This is a genomic window from Actinokineospora spheciospongiae (assembly GCF_000564855.1).
Taxonomy (GTDB): domain Bacteria; phylum Actinomycetota; class Actinomycetes; order Mycobacteriales; family Pseudonocardiaceae; genus Actinokineospora; species Actinokineospora spheciospongiae.
The window spans coordinates 25,244-46,939 of record NZ_AYXG01000147.1 but is presented as its reverse complement, the minus strand read 5'-3'; the positions used below and the strand labels follow the sequence as shown (position 1 = coordinate 46,939).

Here is a 21,696-nt window from a genome sequence, read left to right as displayed (position 1 = left end):
CGACAGGATGCGGGAGCCGATCGGCGCCGGGGGGCGTCCCAGTCGGCGAATGGGGAGGGGGAGCACCATGACCACACCACCGAACACCTCCGACGTGGGCGGCTACCACGGCGAGGAGGACGCGTTCTCGGCCTACACCGCCGCCGTGCGGCCGCTCGCCGAGCGGCTGCGCGGCGCGGCCGAGGAAGACCTGCGCGGGCAGGCGGAGTTCGGCGAGCACGCGTTCTCCAAGATCGGCAGCGAGGTCGGGCTCAGCGCGGCGCTGCGGGCGGCGAACCAGCGCCAGCACGCCGGGGTCACGGGCCTGGCCGAGTCGCTGGGCGGCACGGTCCAGGCGGTCCGCAACACCTGGACCAACATCGAGGGCACCGAGCAGGACGCCGAGTCCGCGCTGCGCCGGGCGGCGGGTGAGCTCGCGTGAGCGCCCCCACCCAGCCGGTGCACCAACTGCTGGAGCCGATGATCCAGCCCGCGGCCACCGCCCAGCGCCACCTGGCCACCGACGACGACGCCATCGACCGCGTCGGCCGGGCGCACGCCGGGCTGGCCACCACGCTGTCCACCGTCGACGAGGACGCCACCCGGCACGCGAGCAGCCTGCGCTACGGCTGGACGGGGCAGGGCGCGGTCCGCCACGAGCGCGACGTCGCCGCCCAGCAGGCCACCGGGGCCGAGCTGAGCACCTACAGCGCCGAGGTGCAGGAGGCGGTCCGGCAGGCGGGCGAGATCCTCAAGGTCGGCCAGCGGGTCAACCAGGACCAGATCGACGCCTTCAACCGCAAGGCCGCCGAGCTGCTGCAGACCGCGGCCGCGCTGCGCCAGGCGGGTGACACCGCGGGCGCGCAGCAGAAGCTCACCGAGCTGGCCCGCTACGCCGCCCAGCTCACCGGCGACACCTCCACCAACCTCGACGACGTGATGACCAAGCTCGGCGCGGTCGTCACCACGCTCACCGGGGGCGGCAACGGCAGCACCTCGGCCGCGTCGGCCACCGCGACCGCCCCACCCCCTTCCGCCTACAACGACCGCCAGAGCAGTGGCGGAGGCGACGGTGGGGGCGGCGGCGGAGGAGGCGGGGGTGGCGGCGGGGGCGCGGTCACCAAGCGCAGGCTGCCGGTGGCCATCCCGCCGCAGCCGGGCACCGGCGTCGCGGTGAACCTGCCCGACGGCAGCACCGTGATGGCGCCGAACGAGACGGCGGCCAAGGCCGTCCGCGCCGCCCTGGGCCAGCTCGGCGTGCCCTACGTGTGGGGCGGCACCGCGCCCGGGGTCGGCCTCGACTGCTCCGGCCTGACCCAGTACGCCTACGGCGAGGGCGGCCTGGAGATCCCGCGCACCTCCCGCGAGCAGGACATCGGCGCCGAGGTCCCCTCCGCCGACCAGCTCCTCCCCGGCGACCTGGTCTGCTGGGAGGGGCACGTGGCCATGTACATCGGCAACGGGCAGATCGTCGAGGCGGGCGACCCGGTGCAGGTCGGGCCGCTGCGCACGACGAACAGCGGGATGCCCTTCGTCGGCTTCTACCGGCCCACCGGCTGAACCGCTGCGGCACACTGTCCGCTGGAGGTGGGGGCGTGGAGATGGACATCAACCGGGAGCTGGACTCGGTGGCGCACCGGGTCGAGCAGACCAGGGCGGCCGCCGAGCGGCGGGGGATCGGTCCGGTCACCGGGCAGGCGAGCAGCGGTGACGGCGGGGTGCAGGTCACCGTGCGGCCGGGCGGGCTGCTGGCGGAGGTGGTGCTCACGCCGGGGGCGCTGCGGGTCGGCGCGGAGGCGCTGGCCGCGCAGATCACCGCGCTGGCGGGCCTGGCCACCCGGCGGGCGGGGGCGACCATGCACGCGACGCTGTCGCCCGTGCTCGGGCCCGGGGGCGAGCAGCAACTGGCGTCGCTGGGCTACCAGCCGATCGACGACGACGAGGACGAGGCGTACGACAGCCCGCTGGGTGCGCGCGAGCAGCGGAGGCTCCGGTGACCGGGCAGTGGTCGGGCGCCGGGCGCGAACCGGTCGAGCGCAGCACCCGGCAGCTCATCGAGGACGGCCGGGCCCGGCAGCAGGCGCTGGCGGGCGTGGACACCGTGCTGGAGCAGGTGCGCGGCACCGCGACCGACAACCACCAGAGCGTGCGGGTCACCGTCGACGGCCGGGGCAGGCTGGTCGAGCTGTGGCTGCGCCAGGACGCCGTGCGCTGGGGCGCCGACCAGCTCGGCAGGCTGATCGTGCTGGTCGCCGAGGCGGCGGTGGACCAGGCCACCCAGGCCGCCTACAACCGGCTGGCCCCGATCCTGGGCGACGACCTGACCTACGCCGTCGAGCAGCTCTCCGGCCGCCCCGCGCCCGCCCGGCGCGACACCGGGGGCATCACCGCCGAGGAGTTCCAGCGCAGGCGCGACGAGCGGCTGCGCCGGGCCGACGGCGAGGTCTCCCGCCGCGGGCCGGTGGTCGACGACGGCTTCGACCCGGACGACCCGCTCTCGTTCGACCTGTCCACGCTCCGGTCGGACCGGTGAACCCGCCCTGACCAGCGGCTGGACCCGGGTTCTCCCGCGGCCGCGGCGGCCGGGGGCGGGCGGCGACCCAGGTGGGCGGCCGGTTCCGCGGCCCGGAACCGGCGGTGTTCCGACCGCTGGGTGCCTGCGGAAGATCCGGACCCCGTAGGCTGCCGACCGGCGTGCGCGCGCGGGCACGCCGGCTGATGGCTTTGCGACCAGGAGGACCTCCAATGGCCCAGGACATCGTCCCGATCGAGCTGGGGTTGCCACAGGGTGACGTGGTCACGCTGTGGGCTCCGCGCTGGCGGGAAGACGGCGAGGAGTGGGAGGCGTTCCTCGGCCACGAGGACGACCTCTACGCCTTCCCCGACGCAGCGCACCTGGCCGCGTTCGTGCGGACCACCGAGGAGCACGACCTGTCCGACCACCCGGCCTGGCACCTGGTGCCCGCGCTGTCGGTGGCCGAGCTGATGCCCGACGAGGCGCACCAGTACGACCTGGTCGGCGTGCCGGAGCTGGTGGCGGAGGAGCCCGACACCTGGACGATCGGCGAGCTGGCCGACATCGTGGCGATCGTGCGCTCGCTGGCCGACGTGTGCGAGCTGGACGAGGTGCACGAGGTCCTCGGCGCCGCCGACGGCTTCGCCGTGCTCGACCAGGGCACGTTCCCGTTCACCGGGCGCGACGGCGAGCGGCTGTGGACCGACCTCGCCGAGACGATCTCCGAGCGCTGGGACGAGGTCCTCGACGCCCTCGACGCGGTGGTGGCGGTGCCGGAGGTCGACGGGTCCGCGCTGGAGAAGAGCGCCGAGGAACTGGTCGCCTTCCACGCGGACGCCGCCGAGGCCGCCGCCAAGGCCGCGGGCGACGACGACACCGACGAGGTGGACACCGACGACGAGGTCGCCGAGGCGGACACCGAGGAGGTCGGGGAGGACGTGCCGGTCGGCTTCTGGGCCGAGGTCGGCATCGACCCGATCAAGATCATCGCCGCCGGTTCGGAGTACTACACGCTGCGCTGCTACCTCGACGACGAGCCGGTCTTCCTGGGCAGCGACGGCAAGATCGACGTGGCCACCTCGCCGCGCGGGCTGGCCAAGTTCCTGGCCACCGAGGACCTGACCGACAACGACCTGACCGAGGTCTCCACCTGGGACGAGGTGGCCACCAAGGCCACCGACGGCAGCCTGGACCTCGAGGTCGACAGCGAGAACACCTACGTGCTCGCCGGTCTCGGCGAGGACCTGGGCGAGGGCGTCGACGCGGTGGACCCGGTGCAGCTCGACCTCGCCGTGGAACTGCTCACCGACGCCGCCGACTGGGCGGGCGACGACTCGGTGGGCGAGGCGCTCGGCCAGTCCGAGAGCCTGGGCTGGCTGGTCAGCTTCATCCTCGCCCCGGACCCGACCCGGATGGCGCCGAGCGCGCCCTTCGACGCCGAGTCCGCCGCCTGGAACAAGCTGGTCGAGACCTTCGAGGACCGCCTGACAGTCCACTAGCCACCAGCGGACGAGTGGCCCCGGTCGACGGACCGGGGCCACTGCCGTCTCCGGGGCCTACGGCGCCATCAGTGCGGCGTAGCCGGGCTTGACCACGTCCTCGATGATCGCCAGCCGCTCGTCGAAGCCGATGAACGCCGACTTCATCGCGTTGACCGTGAAGCGCTGCAGGTCAGCCCAGCCGAAGTCGAACTCGTCCACCAGCGCCCGCATCTCCGAGGTCATCGAGCAGCCGCTCATCAGCCGGTTGTCGGTGTTGACCGTCACCCGGAACCGCAGCCGCGCCAGCAGCCCGATCGGGTGTTCCCCGATCGAGGGGGCGGCCCCGGTCTGCACGTTCGACGACGGGCACATCTCCAGCGGGATGCGCCGGTCGCGCACGTAGCTCGCCAGCCGCCCGAGCTGCACCGTGCCGTCCTCGGCCACCTTGATGTCGTCGACGATCCGCACCCCGTGCCCGAGCCGCTCGGCCCCGCAGTGCTGCAGCGCCTCCCAGATCGAGGGCAGCCCGAACGCCTCCCCGGCGTGGATGGTGAAGTGCGCGTTCTGCTGCCGCAGGTACTCGAACGCGTCGAGGTTGCGGGTGGGCGGGAACCCGGCCTCCGGGCCCGCGATGTCGAACCCGACGACCCCGCTGTCGCGGTAGCGCACGGCCAGCTCGGCGATCTCCAGCGACCGGGCGTTCTGCCGCATGGCGCACAGCAGCGTCCCGATCCGGATCGTCCGACCGGCCGCCGCGGCGCGGGCCTCCCCCTCGCGGAACCCGGCCTGCACCGCCTCCACGATGGCGTCGAGCCCGAGCCCCTTCTCGGTGCACAGCTCCGGCGCGTAGCGGACCTCGGCGTAGACCACGCCGTCGGCGGCGAGGTCCTCGGCGCACTCGGCGGCCACGCGCACGAGCGCGGCCTCGTCCTGGAGCACGCCGCAGGTGTGGGCGAACGTCTCCAGGTAGCGGACGAGGGAGCCGGAGTCGGCGGACTCCCGGAACCACGCGCCGAGCGCGTCGGCGTCGGTGGTGGGGAGGTCGCGGTAGCCGGAGGCTTCGGCCAGGTCGATGACCGTGGCCGGGCGCAGACCGCCGTCGAGGTGGTCGTGCAGGAGGACCTTGGGTGCGCGGAGGAGGGCTTCCGGGGTCACCGGTGCCACGAGGGAGGTCGACATGGCCGTACGGTACTCGGCGGGGCGGGCCACCCGTTGGAGTAGCCGATCCGTCACGTAAGGTACGCCGGGGTCGCCGCATCCGCCGGCAGACTGTACGCCGAACGGTCCAACCACGCGTGTCTGGACCGACGAACCAGCGACGGGTGGTGTATGGACGCCTTCTGGGACTGGCTAGGCTCCCCAGGGTCTCCACAACATTCCCTCCCCAGGACGAAGGTCACCTCCGTGAACGAAAACAACCCCACGGTGTCGTTCGACCGGATGCGCAACATGCTCACGCGCGCGGCCGAGATCCGTGAGAGCGAACAGCAGCAGATCTTCGACGCCCTGGACGAGATCCACGCCAGGCTGTCGCCCCTGGAGTCGATCGGGTCGGTGCGCAAGCGCCTGTCCGAGATGCCCGACCGCACCGAGGTCAGCGTGCTGGCGGAGCGGCTGGACGAGGCGATGTCGAAGCTGGAGGCGCAGGACACGGCGATCGCGGCGATCGGGCGGGCCGTGGAGAGCATCGTGGACAAGCTGGCGACGCCGTTCGCGCAGCTCGACGGTCGGCTCGACGGGGTCGCGGGCCGCTTCGAGGGCGTGGCGGGCCGGATGGACGGCCTGGAGGACAAGCTCGCCAGCATCCACCGCCGCATCGACGAGCTGGACCACCACCTGGACAAGCAGGACGGCAAGATCGACCAGGTCCCCGGTTCGGTGCACGGCCCGGTCCGCGAGCGGATCGAGATCCTGGAGACCGCCCTGCGCGGCCGCATCGACGAGGTCGACGAGGGCGTGCACGAGCACCTCGACGGCACCAAGGACGCCCTGGCCCGCACGGTCACCGAGGCGGCGGACGCGGTCGTGGGCAAGGTCGACCTCACCACCGGCCGGGTCGACGCGGTGCACGGCAAGGTCACCGACTCCACCAACGCCCTGCACGGCCGCTTCACCGAGACCTCGGACTCGCTGCACGGCAAGCTGGACGCGGTCGCCACCGGCCTCGACGCCACCCGCGACGCCCTCGACACCTCTGTCGGCGAGTCCCGCGACGCGCTGCACGGCAAGCTCGACGAGGCCACCGGCGCCCTGCGCGAGGCGCTGCGCGAGACCAGGGAGACCGTCGACGCGAGCGAGCGCTTGGAGTCCCTGGCGCAGCGGCTGGAGACCGTCACCGCCCGGCTGGACGAGATGGCCACCCGCCTGGACACGGTGGAGGACGGCTTCACCGCGAAGCTGGGCGACCTCGGCGGCTCGATCGAGCGCGGCCTGACCAAGGTCGAGGGCACCCTGTCGCACCGCCCCGACTCCGACTCGGTGGAGTCCCTGGTGCGGCGCAGCAACGACGAGTCGGTCCGCCGCATCGGCGGCCACCTGGACGAGGCCATGGCCACCTTCGCGGAGCTGATGCTCGGCGGCGGCCAGCCCACCCCGCCGCCGCCCACCACCCTCCCCCGCCAGGGCAACCGCCGCCGCACCAACGGCAAGGGCCCGAAGTCGGCGGACAAGGTGCGCGACGAGAACAACGAGGAATCCGACATCGCCGCGGGCGCCTGACGCCCACCGGTCGACCGCGGAAGGCCCCACCTCGCACCGAGGTGGGGCCTTCCGCGTTCCGGCGGGTCCACGAGGACGACAACAGCCCACCCGGGCTCCGGACCTATCCGGCGTACGGGCAAGAGCAGAGGAACCGGCTCAGGCCGACGGGCTCGGTGATGAACGGCGCGTACCGGGTGTCGTCGTCCAGGAACCGCTTGAGCCAGGACACCGCCAGCGCGCCGATCACCGGGTCCTCCCGGACGAACGTGAGGTGGTCGGCCCCGGTGACGTCGGCGAAGGCGCGTTCACGGGCACCGGTCATGCTGCTGTAGAACGGCAGCGAGTGCGCGCCCGCCGACGCGGTCTTGTCGGCGGTGCCCGCCACGACCAGCGTGGGCACCCTGATGCCCGACCAGTTCTTGATGAGGTTCCACGGCGCGAGCGGAACGGCGGCCTTGAGCGACGGCCGCTTGTAGGCCGCGTAGAGGGCCCCGCCGCCGCCCATCGAGTGCCCCATGACGCCGAGGCGGGTGGCGTCCAGGCGCTGCCTGACCTCGGTGGGTGACTGCTTGGTCAGGTAGTCCAAGGCCGCCAAGAGCTGCTTCCCGCGACTGGTCGGCTGGTCGTAGCGCGAATTGGTGGTGATGGTGATGACCACGAAACCCCGGGAGGCCAGTCGCGGTCCCAGCCAGGCCACCGACGCCTCGGGGCCGGTGTAGCCGGGGGAGATCGCCACCCCGGCGAAGGTGCCCTGCGTGGTGTCGTCCGGGTAGTAGATGGTGCCCTGGCCGAATCCGGTGACACTGGCGGGAACCGAATACGTGGAAAAGGCGAATGTGCCCTGCGGCGCCCGCACTGTTTCCGGTGTCGGGTCGGGTCCGCGCTGGTGGGGGTTGGCGGTGACGACCTGGGAGGTCTGCGCGGCACCGGCGTCCGGAATGGCGACGACGACGCCCGCACCGGCGATGGCCAGGGCCGCCGGAATCGCCACGGCGATCTTCTTGCTGATCCTCATGACTGTGGGACGTTACGACCGAGTTAGCGGATTGACACCCCTGGGGAAAGAAAACCCGTATCGAGGGAAGCGGCTACGTATGCGTACGCGCCCACGTGGTCACCTGGGTGCGGTTGCGCAGTCCGAGCTTGGCCAGGATGCGTTGCACGTGCGTGTCGGCCGTGCGGGTGGAGATCACCAGCTCGGCCGCGATCTCCCGGTTGGTCAGCCCCTCGGCGACCAGTTCGGCCACCTGCGCCTCGCGCCGGGTGAGGGTGCCCGCGAGCCGCGGCGGCGCGCTCTCCCCCAGTGCGAACGGTCGGACCTCGTCGACCGGCAGCGCGTGCCCGTGGGCGTGGGCGGTGGCGAACCGCTGCTCGCCGAGGGCCGCGGTCGCCTCGGCGACGTGCGCGGTGTGCGGGCCCGCCAGCGACGCGGCCCGGCGCGGGGAGACGCCGACCAGCTCCCACAGGGTGGCCGCCGCGCCGAACAGTTCCGCCGCGCGCTCCGGGGCGCCGGAGCGGACCGCGACCCAGGCCAGCGCCTCCACGTGGTGCGCGCTGCCGAACAGGTTGTGGATGCCTGCGTCGGCGCGCAGCCCGGCGCGGCAGGCGCGCTCGGCGGCGGCGACGTCGCCGTGGAGCACTTCGACGACGGCCGTGCCGTAGTGGGCCATGCTCAGGTGGAAGGCGTCGTCGGCCAAGGCGACCGCCCGGTGCAGCACGCGCCTGCCGCCGTCGAGGTCGCCCCCGACCGCGGAGCACACGCCCAGGATGAACATCGGGTGCATGGCGCGGCGGACGTCGTCGCCGACCCGCTCGACCACGGCCGCCGCCCGGCGCCCGGCCTCGGCGAAGTCGCCGCCGAGCATGGCAGCCAGCGACCGGACGAACGCGGCGAAGTCGGTGTCGCCCGCCTCGGCCAGCCGGGCCGCGGTGGTGGCGGTGTCGTGGTGCCACAGGGCCGCCAGCGCGGCCACGCCCGCGGCGTGCGCCCGCTCCGGTCCCGACCCGGGAACGGCGGTGAGGGCGCGGTCGAGCCAGCGGCGCAGCTCGGACACCGAACCGCGCAGGGTCCAGTACTCCTCGACCCTGGCGGCCATCCGCAGCGCCACCGGGGCCTCCCCCGGTTCGGTCAGCGACCACTCCAGGGCGGCTCGCAGGTTGGCGTGCTCGGCGCGCAGCGCGGCCACCCACCGCGCCTGCCGGGGGCCCGCCCAGTCCGCTTCGGCCGCGGCGGTCAGCCGGTCGTAGACGTCGCGGTGCCTGCGCGAGACCGCCGACAGCTCCCCGGCGGCCTCCAGTTCCTCCCGGCCGAACTCGCGGAGGGTTTCCAGCATCCGGTAGCGGACGTCGCCCCCGGTGTCCTCGCGCAGCAGCACCGACTTGTCCAGCAGGCCGTCGAGCAGCCCCAGCACGGTCGCCTCGGTGCCCAGGTCGGCGCAGACCGCGGCGGCGGCGGGCAGGTCGAACGAGCCCGCGAACACCGACACCCGCGCCCACAGCGCCCGCTCGGCGCCGGTGCACAGGTCGTGGCTCCACTCGATGGTGGCGCGCAGGGTGTGCTGGCGGTCGGGCACGCCGCGGGTGGTGGAGGTGAGCAGCCGGTGGTCGAGCCGGTCGAGGATCTGCCGGGGCGCCAGCGAGCGGACCCGGGCGGCGGCCAGCTCGATCGCCAGCGGCAGCCCGTCGAGCCGGGCGCACAGCCGGGCGACGTCGGCGGCGTTGTCGGCGGTGAGCGCGAAGCCCCGGTCGGCGCGGTCGACGAACAGCCGCACGCCGTCGTAGGAGAGCGGGTCGCAGGAGAGCGGGTCGTGGGCCTGCGGGTCGGCGGTGCCGGGTTCGGCGGGCACCGGCAGCGGCGGCACCGGGAACACCCGCTCCCCCGGCACGCCGAGCGACTGCCTGCCGGTGGCGAGCACGACCACGCCGGGGCAGGTGGCCAGCACGGCGTGGGCGAACCGGGCCGCGGCGTCGACGAGGTGTTCGCAGTTGTCCAACAGCAGCAGCACGTCGCTGCCCGCCAGGTGGTGCAGCACGGTGCGGGTCGCGTCCTGCCCCGGCCGGTCGTGCAGCCCGAACGCGCCCGCGACCGCGGCGGGCAGCAGGTCGGGGTCGCGCACGTCGGCGAGCGCGACGAAGACGGGGTCGTCCGACCTGGCCACCGCGAGCGCGAGCCGGGTCTTGCCGACCCCGCCCGGCCCGGTCAGCGTCACCAGGCGGGCCTCGTCGAGCAGCCGCCGGACGGCGGCGGTCTCCGCGGCGCGGCCGAGGAAGCTGGTCAGCTCGACGGGCGGCACCCGACCACGCTAACCCCGCACGACCTCCAGGACCAGCGGGCCGCGGGCGGGTGCGGAGTCCGCCACGGACACCGCGCCCGCCAGGGCGGCGAGCGCGCCCGGGACCGCCTGCGGGGTGTCGGTGTGCAGCTCCAGCAGGGGTTCCCCCTCGACGACCGGGTCGCCGGGCTTGGCCAGGCACAGGATTCCGGCGGCGGCCTGCACCGGGTCCTCCTTGCGCGCCCGCCCGGCCCCGAGCCGCCACGCGGCGACACCCACGGCGTAGGCGTCGAGCCCGGTGAGCACACCGGTGGCGGGCGCGGGCACCACGTGGACGTGCCCGGGCGTCGGCAGCGGCGCGTCCGGGTCGCCGCCCTGGGCCCGGATCATCCGCGCCCACACCTCGTAGGCCCGCCCGGACGCCAACACCGCCGCCGGGTCCACTTCGGACAGACCGGCCAGTGCCAGCATCTCCCGGGCCAGCGCCACCGTCAGCTCGACGACGTCCGCGGGTCCGCCGCCGCGCAGCACCTCCACCGACTCGGCGACCTCGACGGCGTTGCCCACCGCGCGCCCCAGCGGCACGGACATGTCGGTCAGCAGCGCGGAGGTCCGCAACCCCCGCGACACCCCGATCCCCACCAGTGCCCTGGCCAGCGCCCGCGCGTCGTCCACGGTCTTCATGAACGCCCCGGACCCGAACTTCACGTCGAGCACCAGCGCGTCCGCGCCCTCGGCGATCTTCTTGCTCATGATGGAACCGGCGATCAGCGGGATCGACTCGACGGTGCCGGTGACGTCGCGCAGCGCGTAGAGCTTGCGGTCGGCGGGCGCCAGGTCCTCGGTCGCCGCGCACACCACCGCGCCGACGTCGGCGAGCTGCGCCAGGATCTCGGCGGTGCTGAGCCGGGCGCGCCAGCCGGGGACGGCCTCCAGCTTGTCCAGGGTCCCGCCGGTGTGCCCGAGGCCGCGCCCGGAAAGCTGCGGCACCGCCGCCCCGCAGGCCGCGACCAGCGGCGCCAGCGGCAGCGTGATCTTGTCCCCCACCCCGCCGGTGGAGTGCTTGTCGACGGTCGGCCGGTCGGTGCGCAGGTCCAGCACCTCGCCGGAGTCGACCATCGCGGCGGTCCACCTGGCGGTCTCGTCGGTGTCCATGCCGTTGAGGTAGACGGCCATGGCCAGCGCGGACATCTGCTCCTCGGCCACCACCCCTCGGGTGTAGGCGTCCACCACCCAGTCCACCTGGGCGTCGGTGAGCCGCAGCCCGTCCCGCTTGGCCCGGATGACCTCCACCGCACTGAACGGCTCCATCGGCGTCCCCTTCCGTCGGGGTCACGGTAGCGCTCAAAAGCGCGCATCCCCGTTCCCCCGCCGTGCGCGACCCTGCAACGATGCGGCTCATCGGCGACCCCACCACCCTGGCGCTGGAGCTGTCGCCACCGGACGAGGGCGACACCGGCCTGCGCGCCGTCCGCGTGTTCGTCTGCGGGACCCTGGTGACCGACCAGAGCACCCAGGCCTACGTCCCCCAGTTGCTCCGGTCGCTGCACGCGGACACCCTGCGCGCCAGGGCCACCCCCGAGACCCCGGACACCCGCCTCACCGGCACCCCGGAATCGGTGTTCCGGACCCTCCTGAGCGGTTCACCCGCCCTCACCGGCCTCGACCACTGCCGGGCCTCGGCCACCGCCCGCTTCCTCGACTGGGGCAGCCCCACCGACCACCTCCTGGCCTACCTGGTCCCCGGCCCGCGCCTGCTCTGCGCGCACAGGGAGGGCGGTCGCATCCTGGCGACCGCCCTCCCCAAGCACCGGCTCATCACGACCCTGACCGACGCCGCGCGGGACCTGGAGACCAACTACACCGTCTTCCGGGACCGCACCCGCACCTAGGCGGGCAACTGCGCCGGTCCGAAGGCGTCCGGCAGGACCTCCGACATGGGCAGCGGCCCGCGCGGGGTGTCCACCAGGCACTCGGCGCCGCCCAGCTCGTGGATGATCTGCCGACACCGACCGCACGGCATCAGCAGCTCACCGGCGCCGCTGCGGCAGGCGACGGCCACGAACCGGCCGCCGCCGGTCAGCGCGAGCTGACCGGCCAGAGCGCACTCGGCGCACAGGCCCACCCCGTACGCCGCGTTCTCCACGTTGCAGCCGGTGATCAGCCGCCCGTCGGACACGATCGCCGCGGCCCCGACCCGCAGGCCCGAGTACGGGCAGTACGCCAGTGCGGCGGCGGAGACGGCGGCGGCGCGGAGCGCTTCCCAGTCGACAGTCACTTGCCTTGGCCCTTCCGGTACGGCTCACCGGCCATCCGCGGCGGCCGGAGCCGCTGCGACGCCAGTCCGAGGACCAACAGGGTAACCACGTACGGCGCCGCGCCGACGAGTTCGGCCGGGACCTCGTCGCTGGCGAAGTACCAGTAGCCGAACAGCACGCCCAGCGCCGCGGCCACCGCCGAGAGCACGTGGTGCCCGGAGCGGTACTGCACGACCGCCACCACGACCAGCGCGATGCCCAGCAGCAGCAGCAACGCGTGCACCGCCGCGGACCCGCGCAGCGCCAGCGCGTCGGTGTAGCCGAACAGCGTCGCGCCGGTGGCCAGGCCGCCCGGCCGCCAGTTGCCGAAGATCATCGCGGCGAGGCCGATGAAGCCGCGGCCACCGGTCTGCCCGTCGCGGAACTGCCCCGAGCTGACCGCCAGGAAGGCGCCGCCGAGCCCGGCGAAGCCGCCGGAGGCGATGACCGCGAGGTACTTGTACCGGTACACGTTGACGCCCAGCGACTCCGCCGCGGTGGGCGCCTCGCCGCAGGAGCGCAGGCGCAGGCCGAACGGGGTGCGCCAGAGGACCCAGCCGGACCAGACGATGAGCAGCGCCGCCAGGACCGTCAGCAGCGACACCTCCGTCACCAGGCCGCGCAGCACGCCCGCGACGTCGGAGACGAAGAACCAGTGCTTGCCCTCGACGGTGCCCAGCACGTCCGACAGGCCGGGGACGGTGACCTTGGGCGCGTCGGCGATGCGCGGGGACTGCTTCTGGCCGCCGCCGGGGGCGTCGGCGAAGTACAGCTTGGACAGGAACAGCGCGGCACCCGGGGCCAGCAGGTTGATCGCCACACCGGAGATGATGTGGTCGACGCCGAAGCTGACCGTGGCGACCGCGTGCAGCAGGCCGCCGACGACGCCGAGGAGCAGGCCGAACGCCACCGCGGCCCACGGGCCCCACTGGTACCCGGCGTACCCGGCGCCGAAGGTGCCCAGCACCATCATGCCCTCGAGGCCGATGTTGACCACGCCGCCGCGCTCGGCCCACATGCCCGCCAGCGCGGCCATGGCCAGCGGGACCGCCGCGGTGAGCGCGGCCTGCACGGTGCCGCTGGAGGTCAGGTCGGTGGCGCCCGCGAGCACGCGCACCGCCGAGAGCACCAGCACGGCGGCCACGGCGATCAGGAAGTACACCCACGGCGCGATCTTCCTGGCGCGCCTGACGGGCGACGCGTGCCGCGCGCCCGTGCTCGATCCGGCGGTCATGCGGACGCCTCCTCGGCGGTCTTGGTCCGGCCCAGGGCCGTGCCGACGTCGCGCTGCTCGGCGCGGACCCGGTAGCGGCGCACCAGTTCGTAGGCGACGACGACCGACAGCACGATGACGCCCTGCATGATGCCGACGATCTCGCGCGGCACCCCGGCGACGTCGAGGGAGTTGGACGAGTTGTCCAGGAAGCCCCACAGCAGCGCGGCGAGCGCCATGCCGACGGGGTGGTTGCGGCCGAGCAGGGCGACCGCGATGCCGATGAAGCCGATGCCCGGTGGGAAGTCCAGCGAGTAGGAGTACGACGACCCGAGAAGCTGCGGCATCCCGACCAGGCCCGCGACCGCCCCGGAGAGCAGCATTGACACCAGGACCATCTTCTTCACGCTGACCCCGCTGGCCACCGCCGCCGACTCCGACAGGCCGGTGGCCTTGAGCTCGAAGCCGAAGCGGGTCCGGGCGAGCACGAACCAGTAGCCGAACCCGACCAGCGCCGCCAGGAACACCAGCCCGAACAGTTGCGACGAGGAACCGGGGATCTCCAGGCCCGCGACCTGCCCGCCCCCGTCGATCGGCCGGGTGCCGACGTTGTTGGAGCCCGGCCGGTCCTCGGCGAGCCGGGCCGGGTTGAGCAGGTAGGACACCAGGTAGGTGGCGATGGCGTTGAGCATGATCGTGGAGATGACCTCGCTGACGCCGCGGGTGACCTTGAGCAGCGCGGCCACCCCCGCCCAGCCCGCGCCGACCAGCATGGCCGCCACGACGGTCAGGGCGACCCGCAGGAACGACGGCAGCCCCTCCATGAAGGTGGCGCCCGCCAGCGCGGCCGAGAGCATCGCGGCGAGCCGGTACTGCCCGTCGACGCCGATGTTGAACAGCTTCATCTTGAAGCCGATCGCCACCGCCACCGCCGCCAGGTAGTAGGTGGTGGCGCTGTTGAGCGAGTTGACGAAGGTGCGCGGGCGCTGCGCGGCCGACACCATGGCGTCCACGGTGTCCAGCGGCGAGTGCCCGGTGACGCCGAGGATCACCGCGCAGACCAGCACGGCGAACGCGAGCGCGCCGAGCGGGGCGGCGAGCCCCAGCAGCAGCGAACGGGGTGAGAACCTGCCCATCAGTCTTCCCTCCCGGCGCCGGTCATCGCGGAGCCGAGCTGCTCCGGGGTCACGGTGGACGGGTCGTAGTCGGCGACGAGCCTGCCGCGCAGGATCACCGCGAGGGTGTCGGACATGCCGATCAGCTCGTCGAGGTCGGCGGAGATCAGCAGCACCGCCAGGTGCTCGGCGCGGGCGCGGCGGATGTGCTCCCAGATGGCCGCCTGCGCGCCGACGTCGACCCCCCGGGTGGGGTGCGAGGCGATCAGCAGCACCGGGTCGGCGCTCATCTCCCGGCCGACGATCAGCTTCTGCTGGTTGCCGCCGGACAGCGCGGAGGCGTGCACGCCGATGCCGGGGGTGCGCACGTCGTAGTCGCGCACGATCCGCTCGGTGTCGGCCTTGGCGCCCTTGAGGTCGAGCAGCGCGCCGCGGGAGCTGGGCCTGCGGGTCTGGTGGCCCAGCACCCGGTTCTCCCACAGCGTGGCCTCCAGCAGCACGCCCTGGCGGTGGCGGTCCTCCGGCACGTAGCCGATGCCCGCCTCGCGCCGGTGCCTGGTGGAGGCCCTGGTGATGTTCTCCCCGCCGAGGCGCACGGTGCCCGCGGTGGGGGTGCGAATGCCCATCAGCGCCTCGACCAGCTCGGCCTGCCCGTTGCCCTCGACGCCCGCGATGCCCAGGACCTCGCCCGCGTGGATGGTGAAGGACAGGCCGTCGAGCACGGTGCGGCCGTCGGCGCCGGTGACGGTCAGGCCGGTCACGGTCAGCACCGGGCGGTCGGTGACGGTGGAGTCGCGCAGCTCGGGGACGGGCAGCGCGCTGCCGACCATCAGCTCGGCGAGCTGCCGGGAGGTCACCTCGCGCGGGGAGACGCTGGCGACGGTGGTGCCCCGGCGCATGACGGTGATGTCGTCGGCGACCGAGAGCACCTCGTCGAGCTTGTGCGAGATGAACACGATGGTCAGGCCCTCGGCCTTGAGCTCGCGCAGGTTGCCGAACAGCTCGTCGACCTCCTGCGGCACCAGGACGGCGGTCGGCTCGTCCAGGATCAGCGTGCGCGCGCCGCGGTAGAGGACCTTGAGGATCTCCACCCGCTGCCGCTCGCCGACGCCGAGGTCGTCGACGACCCGGTCGGGGTCCACGTTGAGGCTGTAGGCGGCGGAGATCTCCCTGATCCGCTCGCGCGCGGCCCTGAAGTCCAGCCGGACCCCGGCCCTGGGCTCGCTGCCCAGGACCACGTTCTCCAGGACGGTCAGGTTGTCGGCCAGCATGAAGTGCTGGTGCACCATGCCGATGCCCGCCTTGATCGCGTCGGCGGGCGAGCCGAACGCGGTGGGGACCCCGCCGATGCGGATCTGCCCCTCGTCCGGCTGCTGCATCCCGTACAGGATCTTCATCAGGGTGGACTTGCCCGCGCCGTTCTCACCGACCAGGGCGTGCACGGTGCCCGCCCTGACGGTGATGTTGACGTCGGAGTTCGCTGTCACGCCCGGGAAGCGCTTGGTGATCCCGGACAGCTCGACCGCCGGGGCGGGTTCGCCGCCCGCTGCTGGTTCGGTGGGCACGGGGGAATCCTTTGTCGGTGGACGGTGGGGAGCCGAAAACGCGGGGACGGACCCGGGCGCGATGCCCGGGTCCGTCCGCACGAACCGGTGTCGAGGTCGCCCGCTACTTGGTGGAGGAGACCTTGATCTCGCCGGACGAGATCTTGGCCTTGTAGTCGTCGATCTGGGCCTTGATGTCGTCGACCTTGCCGCCGGAGGTGGAGTAGTCGACGCCACCGGCCTTGAGGTCGTAGACCTTCTCACCTGCGGTGAACTTGCCGTCCTTCACCGAGACGATGAAGTCGTAGACCGCGGTGTCGACCTTCTTGATCATGGAGGTCATGATCACGTCCTTGACCTCGGCCAGCGCCGGGAGGTTGTACTGGTCGGAGTCGACGCCGATGCCCAGCTTGCCCTTGGCCTTGGCCGCCTTGAAGACGCCGTTGCCGGAACCGCCCGCGGCGGCGTAGACGACGTCCACGCCCGCGTCGAACATGCCGTTCGCCGCGGTCTCGCCCTTGGCCGGGTCGTTGAAGCCGGTGAAGTCCGGCGGCTGGGTCAGGTACTTGACCTCGACCGTGGCGTCCGGCTTGGCGGCCTTGGCGCCCGCGGTGAAGCCGACCTCGAACTTCTGGATCAGCGGGGTGTTCACACCGCCGACGAAGCCGAGCTTGCCCGTCGTGCTCTTGAGCGCGGCGGCCACGCCGACCAGGAAGGAGCCCTCCTGCTCGGCGAACACCAGGTTCTCGATGTTGGCGCCCTTGGCGTCCGTGCTGTCGATCAGCGCGAACTTCACCTCGGCGTAGTCGGGCGCGACCTTGGCGAGGGCGGTGGCGTAGGCGTAGCCCACGGCGATGACGGTGGTGTAGCCGCCCTCGGCGAGCTGGCGCAGCCGGTCTTCCTTCTGCGCGTCGGTCTCGCCCGCGGCGGCCTCGAGCTCCTTGATGTCGACGCCGAACTCGGACTTGGCCTTGTCGAGGCCGCGCGCCGCGGAGTCGTTGAAGGACTGGTCGCCCCGGCCGCCGATGTCGTAGGCCAGGCCGATCTTGAGCTCGGACGCGGGTGTGCTCGCCTGGGTGCTGCCACCGGAGCCGGTCCCCGAGTCGGAGCCCCCGCACGCGGTCAGGCCGAGCCCCAGCGCGAGTGCGCCCGCGGCGAGCCGAAGTCCTCGCATTCGACGCAAGGCTTTCTCCTTCCGAATACACGCGCCCGGCGGTGGCCGAGCGCGATGGTTCCGCAGGAACGTACTCCCCGGTACCGGCAGGGCCTATGCGAACGCGAGGGCGTAACCCAATCGTTGATTCATCGGAGCGGGCTGTGGCCGAATGTACCCATCCGCTCACTCGATCGAGTGGAAGTACGGGGTGGACCTGCGGGAACCCCTATCAGTCGTCAGTGGACCGCAAGGGGTTTCCCCCTACTCGCGAGTAGGTACAGCGATTCACCCGAAGTGATTACTCGTGCGAGTAAAGCGGTTCGGTCACGAAGGGGTTTCGGACCCGCCGGGTCACCATGACCGTCGTCACACCGAGGGGCCGCACACGCCCTGGGCCTGCGTGTCTTGTCCGTCACAGACCCCGGCGGCGGGTTGGGTGGGTTCCGCCGGACGGGTCTAGCATCCTGTGGGTCAAGGCCCGTTTACGTGTTGTCTTCCGCTCGGGCCCGTAGTCCACCAGCGACGTTGGAGGCCCTCCACCGATGACCGACTCGGCCATGGCTACCGAGCAGGTAGTGGCGCGCGGGTCCCGCAGCAACGGGACGCTCTACCGGGGAGACCCGGGCATGTGGTCATGGGTTGCCCACCGCATCACCGGGGTCCTGACCTTCTTCTTCCTGTTCGCGCACGTGCTCGACACCGCCCTGGTGCGGGTGTCGCCGAACGCGTACGACCAGGTCATCGAGACCTACAAGAGCCCGATCGTGAACCTGCTGGAGGTCGGTCTGGTGGGCGCGGTGCTCTACCACGCCCTCAACGGCATCCGGGTCATGCTCGTGGACTTCTGGGCCAAGGGCCCGAAGTACCAGAAGCCGATGCTCTGGACGCTCCTGGTCGTCTGGGTCCTGGTGATGGTCCCCGGCGCCTACTTCATGATGGTGCGCACGGTGTCCGAGATGTTCGGGGGAAGCTGACCATGACGCTCGCACTGGACAAGCCCCGCTCCCCGCGCCGCCCCGCGGCCCGGCGCAGCAACTTCGAACTGGCCAGTTGGCTGTTCATGCGCATCTCGGGCATCGCGCTGATCGTGCTGGTGCTCGGGCACCTGTTCATCATGAACATCCTCGACGGCGGCGTGCACCGGATCAACTTCGCCTTCGTCGCCGGCCGCTGGTCGAGCCCGTTCTGGCAGCTCTGGGACCTGTCGATGCTCTGGCTGGCCGAGATCCACGGCGGCAACGGCCTGCGCACGGTCATCAACGACTACGCGCGCAAGGACACCACCCGGTTCTGGCTCAAGGTCATGCTGTACGTCTCCATGGTGCTGATCCTGGCCCTGGGCACCTACGTCATCTTCACCTTCGACGCCACCATCCCCGCCGACTGATCGCCACCACCACCCACTGTCTGGTTCCTGCCGGGAAGAAGCGGTTACGACATGCAGTTCCACAAATACGACGTGGTGATCGTCGGAGCCGGCGGCGCCGGTATGCGCGCGGCCATCGAGTCGGGCTCGCGGGCCCGCACGGCGGTGCTCACCAAGCTCTACCCGACCCGGTCGCACACCGGCGCGGCCCAGGGCGGCATGTGCGCCGCGCTGGCCAACGTCGAGGAGGACAACTGGGAGTGGCACACCTTCGACACGATCAAGGGCGGTGACTACCTGGTCGACCAGGACGCCGCCGAGATCATGGCGAAGGAGGCCATCGACGCCGTCCTCGACCTGGAGAAGATGGGCCTGCCGTTCAACCGGACGCCCGAGGGCCGCATCGACCAGCGCCGCTTCGGCGGGCACACCCGCAACCACGGCGAGGCCGCCGTGCGCCGGGCCTGCTACGCCGCGGACCGCACCGGCCACATGATCCTGCAGACGCTGTACCAGAACTGCGTCAAGCAGGGCATCGAGTTCTTCAACGAGTTCTACGTCCTCGACATCTGCATGACCGAGACGGAGAACGGCCCGGTCTGCACCGGCGCGGTCGCCTACGAGCTGGCCACCGGCGAGATCCACGTGTTCCAGGCCAAGGCCGTCGTGTTCGCCACCGGCGGCTTCGGCAAGGTCTTCAAGACCACCTCGAACGCGCACACCCTGACCGGCGACGGCATGGGCATCATCTTCCGCAAGGGCCTGCCGCTGGAGGACATGGAGTTCTACCAGTTCCACCCGACCGGCCTGGCGGGCCTGGGCATCCTGCTCACCGAGGGCGCCCGCGGCGAGGGCGCGATCCTGCGCAACGCCTCCGGCGAGCGGTTCATGGAGCGCTACGCCCCCACCATCAAGGACCTCGCCCCGCGCGACATCGTCGCCCGGTCGATGGCCCTGGAGGTGCTGGAGGGCCGCGGCGCAGGTCCGAACAAGGACTACGTGCTGCTCGACTGCACCCACCTCGGCGCGGAGGTCCTGGAGACCAAGCTGCCCGACATCACCGAGTTCGCCCGCACCTACCTGGCGGTCGACCCCGTGACCGAGCCGGTCCCGGTGTACCCGACGGCGCACTACGCCATGGGCGGCATCCCGACCAACATCCACGGCGAAGCGCTGCGCGACAACGACAACGTCGTCCCCGGCCTGTACGCGGCGGGCGAGTGCGCGTGCGTGTCGGTGCACGGCGCGAACCGGCTGGGCACCAACTCGCTGCTGGACATCAACGTGTTCGGCCGCCGGGCGGGCATCGCCGCCGCCGAGTACGCGGTGGGCCGCGAGCACGTGGAGCTGCCGGAGAACCCCACCACGGTGGTCGAGGAGCAGCTCGCGCTGCTGCTGTCGGAGCACGGCAAGGAGCGGGTGGCCGACATCCGCACCGAGCTGCAGGCCACGATGGACGCCAACGCGTCGGTGTACCGGACCGAGGAAACCCTCAAGACGGCACTGCACGACGTGCAGGCCCTCAAGGACCGGTACGCGCACATCACCGTGCAGGACAAGGGCAAGCGGTTCAACACCGACCTGCTGGAGGCCGTGGAGCTGGGCTTCCTGCTGGAGTTGGCCGAGTGCCTGGTCGTCGGCGCCCTGGAGCGCAAGGAGTCCCGCGGCGGCCACGCCCGCGAGGACTACCCCAACCGCGACGACACGAACTACATGCGCCACAGCATGTTCTACAAGCAGGGCGACGGGCTCAAGGGCGACATCCGGCTCGACTACAAGCCCGTGACCTTCACCCGGTACAAGCCGATGGAGCGCAAGTACTGATGACTGCCACAGTTTCCGAGGAGAAGGCGGGCTCCCGCGGCGACCTGCCCCCGGTGCCCGACGGCGCCGTGACCGTCACCCTCAAGATCCTGCGCTTCAACGCCGAGGTCGACTCCGAGCCGCGCTGGGAGTCGTTCAACGTCCCGGCGCTGCCCACCGACCGCGTGCTGAACCTGCTGCACTACGTCAAGTGGTACGTCGACGGCACGCTGACGTTCCGCCGCTCGTGCGCGCACGGCATCTGCGGCTCGGACGCGATGCAGATCAACGGCGTGAACCGCCTCGGCTGCAAGGTCCTGGTCAAGGACCTGATGTCCGGCGGCGGCAAGCCGACCACGATCACCGTCGCCCCGATCAAGGGCCTCCCGGTCCACAAGGACCTCCTGGTCGACATGGAACCGTTCATGGAGGCGTTCAAGGCGGTCAAGCCGTTCCTGATCACCTACGGGAACGAGCCCACCCGCGAGCGCATCCAGTCGGCCCACGACCGCGAGCGCTTCGACGACACCACCAAGTGCATCCTGTGCGCCTGCTGCACCACCTCGTGCCCGGTCTTCTGGAACGAGGGCAGCTACTTCGGCCCCGCGGCCATCGTCAACGCCCACCGCTTCATCTTCGACTCCCGCGACGAGGGCGCCGAAGAGCGACTGGACATCCTGAACGACGCCGAGGGCGTCTGGCGTTGCCGCACCACGTTCAACTGCACGGACGCCTGCCCGCGTGGCATCCAGGTCACCAAGGCGATCCAAGAGGTCAAGCGGGCCCTGCTCTTCCGCCGCTGACCCGCTCCACCCCGGTTCACCCGAGGCCGCGCTCCGCCCGCCAGGCGAGCGCGGCCTCGACCCTTTCCCGGGTGTCGGTGAGCACCCCGGTGTGCACGGCCCGACCCATGCTCACCAGCCGGTATTCCTCGGCAAGCGAATACTCTGGCTCACCATTCGCATTCAGCATCGACACCGTCACCTCGAAAATTTCCATGTCCCCCCGATGATCAACCAATCGGGTGGTCGCCCAGGCCCCCATCCGCTCGATCATCCCGGTAACCTGGGGATCGGACAGGTCATTCGCGTCCACGACGACTTCCTCGAACGCGACGTCCACCCACCGGTCCCGGGCCCCCACCCCAGGCCCCACCCGACACAGGACATATCCAAGCCGCATGATGCCTCCACGTTCTATGCTTTCATGCAGCATAGAACTGGCGTCTCGACGCTGGCAACAGTTGGCAACAGAG

General features: G+C 72.0%; 21 protein-coding genes. 11 read left to right on the top strand and 10 right to left on the bottom strand.

The features are described 5' to 3' along the window. Positions 1 to 67: 67 nt before the first annotated feature. From UO65_RS19595 to UO65_RS19575, 5 genes are all read left to right on the top strand, one after another. Complete coding sequence (locus tag UO65_RS19595; protein WP_035284700.1) at positions 68 to 421, top strand: hypothetical protein; 354 nt, start codon at positions 68 to 70, stop codon at positions 419 to 421. After that, entirely contained in the window at positions 418 to 1,539 is a 1,122-nt protein-coding gene (locus UO65_RS35975) for a C40 family peptidase (RefSeq protein ID WP_233427751.1), read from the top strand. The genes UO65_RS19595 and UO65_RS35975 overlap by 4 nt, the downstream gene beginning before the upstream one ends. 41 nt (positions 1,540 to 1,580) lie before the next feature. Then, entirely contained in the window at positions 1,581 to 1,976 is a 396-nt protein-coding gene (locus UO65_RS19585; protein WP_324608976.1) for a YbaB/EbfC family DNA-binding protein, read from the top strand. Further along, complete coding sequence (locus UO65_RS19580) at positions 1,973 to 2,512, top strand: YbaB/EbfC family nucleoid-associated protein (protein ID WP_052021378.1); 540 nt, start codon at positions 1,973 to 1,975, stop codon at positions 2,510 to 2,512. The genes UO65_RS19585 and UO65_RS19580 overlap by 4 nt, the downstream gene beginning before the upstream one ends. Positions 2,513 to 2,724: 212 nt before the next feature. After that, on the top strand, positions 2,725 to 3,993 hold the full coding sequence (locus UO65_RS19575; RefSeq protein ID WP_035284696.1) for a hypothetical protein: 1,269 nt from the start codon (positions 2,725 to 2,727) through the stop codon (positions 3,991 to 3,993). Positions 3,994 to 4,050: 57 nt separating this feature from the next. On the opposite strand, the gene UO65_RS19570 is transcribed toward UO65_RS19575, so the two are convergent. Beyond that, on the bottom strand, positions 4,051 to 5,154 hold the full coding sequence (locus tag UO65_RS19570) for an adenosine deaminase (protein ID WP_035284695.1): 1,104 nt from the start codon (positions 5,152 to 5,154) through the stop codon (positions 4,051 to 4,053). A 261-nt stretch (positions 5,155 to 5,415) separates the two neighbouring features. On the opposite strand from UO65_RS19570, the gene UO65_RS19565 reads away from it, so the two are divergent. After that, positions 5,416 to 6,693 (top strand): apolipoprotein A1/A4/E domain-containing protein, encoded by a 1,278-nt coding sequence (locus UO65_RS19565; protein ID WP_052021384.1) that lies wholly within the window; start codon positions 5,416 to 5,418, stop codon positions 6,691 to 6,693. 103 nt (positions 6,694 to 6,796) lie between these two features. On the opposite strand, the gene UO65_RS19560 is transcribed toward UO65_RS19565, so the two are convergent. The 3 genes from UO65_RS19560 to UO65_RS19550 form a co-directional block, all read right to left on the bottom strand. Further along, positions 6,797 to 7,690 (bottom strand): alpha/beta hydrolase family protein, encoded by an 894-nt coding sequence (locus tag UO65_RS19560; RefSeq protein ID WP_035284691.1) that lies wholly within the window; start codon positions 7,688 to 7,690, stop codon positions 6,797 to 6,799. A 73-nt stretch (positions 7,691 to 7,763) separates the two neighbouring features. Then, positions 7,764 to 9,968, bottom strand: a complete 2,205-nt coding sequence (locus UO65_RS38840; RefSeq protein WP_035284689.1) for an ATP-binding protein — start codon at positions 9,966 to 9,968, stop codon at positions 7,764 to 7,766. Positions 9,969 to 9,977: 9 nt separating this feature from the next. After that, positions 9,978 to 11,258, bottom strand: a complete 1,281-nt coding sequence (locus UO65_RS19550) for a thymidine phosphorylase (protein ID WP_035284688.1) — start codon at positions 11,256 to 11,258, stop codon at positions 9,978 to 9,980. A gap of 80 nt (positions 11,259 to 11,338) precedes the next feature. On the opposite strand from UO65_RS19550, the gene UO65_RS19545 reads away from it, so the two are divergent. Further along, entirely contained in the window at positions 11,339 to 11,839 is a 501-nt protein-coding gene (locus UO65_RS19545; protein WP_035284686.1) for a hypothetical protein, read from the top strand. Here the strand turns inward: UO65_RS19545 and UO65_RS19540 are convergent. The 5 genes from UO65_RS19540 to UO65_RS19520 all read right to left on the bottom strand — a co-directional run bounded on the left by UO65_RS19540 (position 11,836) and on the right by UO65_RS19520 (position 17,290). Then, positions 11,836 to 12,225, bottom strand: a complete 390-nt coding sequence (locus UO65_RS19540; RefSeq protein ID WP_035284685.1) for a cytidine deaminase — start codon at positions 12,223 to 12,225, stop codon at positions 11,836 to 11,838. The two genes, UO65_RS19545 and UO65_RS19540, sit on opposite strands and share 4 nt — an antisense overlap. Then, entirely contained in the window at positions 12,222 to 13,478 is a 1,257-nt protein-coding gene (locus tag UO65_RS19535) for an ABC transporter permease (protein WP_035284683.1), read from the bottom strand. Before UO65_RS19535 ends, UO65_RS19540 begins: the two co-directional genes overlap by 4 nt. Beyond that, complete coding sequence (locus UO65_RS19530) at positions 13,475 to 14,593, bottom strand: ABC transporter permease (protein ID WP_035284682.1); 1,119 nt, start codon at positions 14,591 to 14,593, stop codon at positions 13,475 to 13,477. Before UO65_RS19530 ends, UO65_RS19535 begins: the two co-directional genes overlap by 4 nt. Further along, positions 14,593 to 16,137, bottom strand: a complete 1,545-nt coding sequence (locus tag UO65_RS19525) for an ABC transporter ATP-binding protein (protein WP_035284680.1) — start codon at positions 16,135 to 16,137, stop codon at positions 14,593 to 14,595. Before UO65_RS19525 ends, UO65_RS19530 begins: the two co-directional genes overlap by 1 nt. A 103-nt stretch (positions 16,138 to 16,240) precedes the next feature. Beyond that, positions 16,241 to 17,290, bottom strand: a complete 1,050-nt coding sequence (locus tag UO65_RS19520) for a BMP family lipoprotein (RefSeq protein ID WP_035284679.1) — start codon at positions 17,288 to 17,290, stop codon at positions 16,241 to 16,243. Between the two features lie 524 nt (positions 17,291 to 17,814). On the opposite strand from UO65_RS19520, the gene sdhC reads away from it, so the two are divergent. From sdhC to UO65_RS19500, 4 genes are read left to right on the top strand one after another with little or no spacing between them, the layout of a single operon-like run. Beyond that, a complete protein-coding gene (gene sdhC / locus UO65_RS19515) occupies positions 17,815 to 18,246 on the top strand; it encodes a succinate dehydrogenase, cytochrome b556 subunit (protein ID WP_063935971.1) in 432 nt (143 codons plus the stop codon). Positions 18,247 to 18,248: 2 nt separating this feature from the next. Beyond that, on the top strand, positions 18,249 to 18,659 hold the full coding sequence (locus tag UO65_RS19510; RefSeq protein ID WP_035284676.1) for a succinate dehydrogenase hydrophobic membrane anchor subunit: 411 nt from the start codon (positions 18,249 to 18,251) through the stop codon (positions 18,657 to 18,659). Between the two features lie 51 nt (positions 18,660 to 18,710). Next, the gene (gene sdhA / locus UO65_RS19505; protein ID WP_035284675.1) at positions 18,711 to 20,462 is read left to right on the top strand and encodes a succinate dehydrogenase flavoprotein subunit; all 1,752 of its coding nucleotides are present in this window, start codon (positions 18,711 to 18,713) and stop codon (positions 20,460 to 20,462) included. Beyond that, complete coding sequence (locus UO65_RS19500; protein ID WP_035284674.1) at positions 20,462 to 21,244, top strand: succinate dehydrogenase iron-sulfur subunit; 783 nt, start codon at positions 20,462 to 20,464, stop codon at positions 21,242 to 21,244. Before sdhA ends, UO65_RS19500 begins: the two co-directional genes overlap by 1 nt. Positions 21,245 to 21,260: 16 nt before the next feature. On the opposite strand, the gene UO65_RS19495 is transcribed toward UO65_RS19500, so the two are convergent. After that, positions 21,261 to 21,563 (bottom strand): hypothetical protein, encoded by a 303-nt coding sequence (locus UO65_RS19495; protein ID WP_146241183.1) that lies wholly within the window; start codon positions 21,561 to 21,563, stop codon positions 21,261 to 21,263. Positions 21,564 to 21,696: the final 133 nt, after the last annotated feature.